Here is a 2,134-nt window from a genome sequence, read left to right as displayed (position 1 = left end):
TAAAGCGTAAGAATAGAAAACAAATAGATCAGATGCTTTTCAATGCGAGAGCATTGAGGAAATTAACGAGAAGAGATTTTGCTAAGAAGAGACAAGCAGTAGTCTAGGTTGTACCAGAACGACAGCACCAAACGGCTATCGAGAATATCCTTTATTCTCATCGTCTTCGTCCTCCTGATAAAAGAAAAGCCAGAAACCCCATGTCTCTGACTCTTTCAATATAGTGCACTTTTCGGACAAATTTCAGTGAAGCGGCGCTCATTTATGTATCGAAAGGACTCTCCACTATTTTGTACGACTTTCCGTTCCAACTTCTTCTCATTATGTAAAGCAACACAGCCGTGCTTATACTCAATCAAGGACAAATAACGGAGTGTCTTTATGAGTGTTAGGAAATATTGGGGAGCCGCAGCCACTCTTGCAATCCTCACGATCACCAACAATGTCTACGCCGTGGACAAGCAAGTTTCACCCGCGATGAAAAAGAAAATGCAGGCAATTTGTTCGGCAGAAAAGAGTCAACCCGGTGGATGGCAAGTTTCTCAAGTTACTCCAGAAGCGCAGCGCTCATTGAGTATGGTTTTGTACCAGATGAACGCAGAAGATAAATTAAAAAACATCAACGAAGTACGCACTCAAGTGGTAGCGGGTACTCACTATGCGTTTGAGTTCGAGCTTCAAGACGGTGAAGTGTGGAACGCAATGGTCTTACGCAGTGCAAGAGGCGATTACATGATCGAAAGACACGCCAAAAAAGGCGAACTTTGCCCGAAGTAGAATGCCACCAACAAAAACCTGATGAAATGAAAGAGCCAGTGTTCAAAACTGGCTCTATATGTCTGACTAGACGACTTTAGCTACCACTTTCTCATCGACCTTATCGCAAATGTACTCTCCGATAGGCATGGCAGATGTGGCCGCAGGGGAAGGCGCATTACACACGTGAAGGCTTCTTGCGCTCTCTGCAAATAGGAAATCGTGCACTAGAGTGCCGTCCGACAACACCGCTTGCGCGCGAATCCCTGCAGGGTAAGGCTGGAGATCCTCAACACGAATACTCGGACAATATTTATTGACCAGTTTTAAATACCCAGGCTTCCACCACGAGTTTTTAAACTCTTCCAAGCCCGTTTTTAAGTGCTTTTGCGTGACTTTCCAAAAGCCAGAAAAGCTCAGCATTTGCAGTGTATCTTGCAGGTTAAAGTTCACTTTTCCATACCCTTCTCGCTTCCAACCCTGAAAGGCATTTGGACCAACCGTCACAGAACCATCACTCATCCGAGTCAAGTGCTCCCCCAAAAATGGCAAATCTGGATCTGGAATTGGGTAGATTAAGTGATTCACCACTTGGTTATGCTTACTGTCTAATCGGTAGTATTCACCGCGATAAGGCACGATTTGAAAATCGGTCGGAATGCCCATCATTTTTGTCATCCGATCGGCCATCAATCCACTGCAAGTGACTAGAAACTTGCAGTTCAACTGCATAGATTGTCCATCGGAAACGCAAGTCAGTTGTACTTCTTCATCTTTCTCATCGGCGGCAACCACCTTGGTTCTCAAGCTAATATGACCACCTAAACCTTGGAACTCCTGTGCCATATGCTCTGTTACCAAGCGGTAATCAACAATACTGGTGGTTTTCACGTAAATCGCGCCCAACCCTGTGATATTCGGCTCCGCCAACTTGAGCTGCGCTTCATCAAGCAATTCCACATCAATCCCGTTGACGCGACAGCGTTCATAAAGGGCGTTCATTCGTTCGACTTCTTGCTCGTTAGTTGCAACCAACAACTTGCCGCAGTTTTCGACCGGAATATTATGCTGAGAGCAAAACGAGAGCGTTTTTTCTACGCCGCGTTTACAAAAGTCGGCTTTTAAGCTGCCCGGCGCATAATACACACCCGCGTGGATAACGCCGCTGTTATGCCCGGTTTGATGCTTAGCAAAACCAGACTCTTTCTCAACCAATAAAATAGAACACTCTGGATGGCGTTGTTGGAGCTGCCAAGCCGTGGACACACCAACGATACCACCACCCACAACAATGTAGTCATAGACTGATTTCATACGACCTCTTATAAAACCGATAGTTGAGATTGTTGCAATTTGAACTTGCGCCCACTGTAAACAA

General features: G+C 45.5%; 2 protein-coding genes. One reads left to right on the top strand and one right to left on the bottom strand.

Annotated elements, in window-relative coordinates; translation table 11 throughout:
• Window positions 1–381: 381 nt before the first annotated feature.
• Window positions 382–777 carry a cystatin domain-containing protein gene (locus R7P72_RS23675; protein WP_005459310.1) on the top strand — a complete coding sequence of 132 codons (396 nt, stop codon included), beginning with the start codon at window positions 382–384 and terminating at the stop codon, window positions 775–777.
• 66 nt (window positions 778–843) lie between these two features.
• On the opposite strand, the gene lhgO is transcribed toward R7P72_RS23675, so the two are convergent.
• Window positions 844–2,070, bottom strand: a complete 1,227-nt coding sequence (gene lhgO / locus R7P72_RS23670) for an L-2-hydroxyglutarate oxidase (protein WP_318110781.1) — start codon at window positions 2,068–2,070, stop codon at window positions 844–846.
• Between the last annotated feature and the right edge of the window lie 64 nt (window positions 2,071–2,134).

This window comes from Vibrio sp. Vb0888, assembly GCF_033338835.1.
In the GTDB taxonomy this organism is placed as follows: Bacteria; Pseudomonadota; Gammaproteobacteria; order Enterobacterales; family Vibrionaceae; genus Vibrio; species Vibrio alginolyticus.
This window is presented reverse-complemented; position numbering and strand designations above follow the sequence as displayed.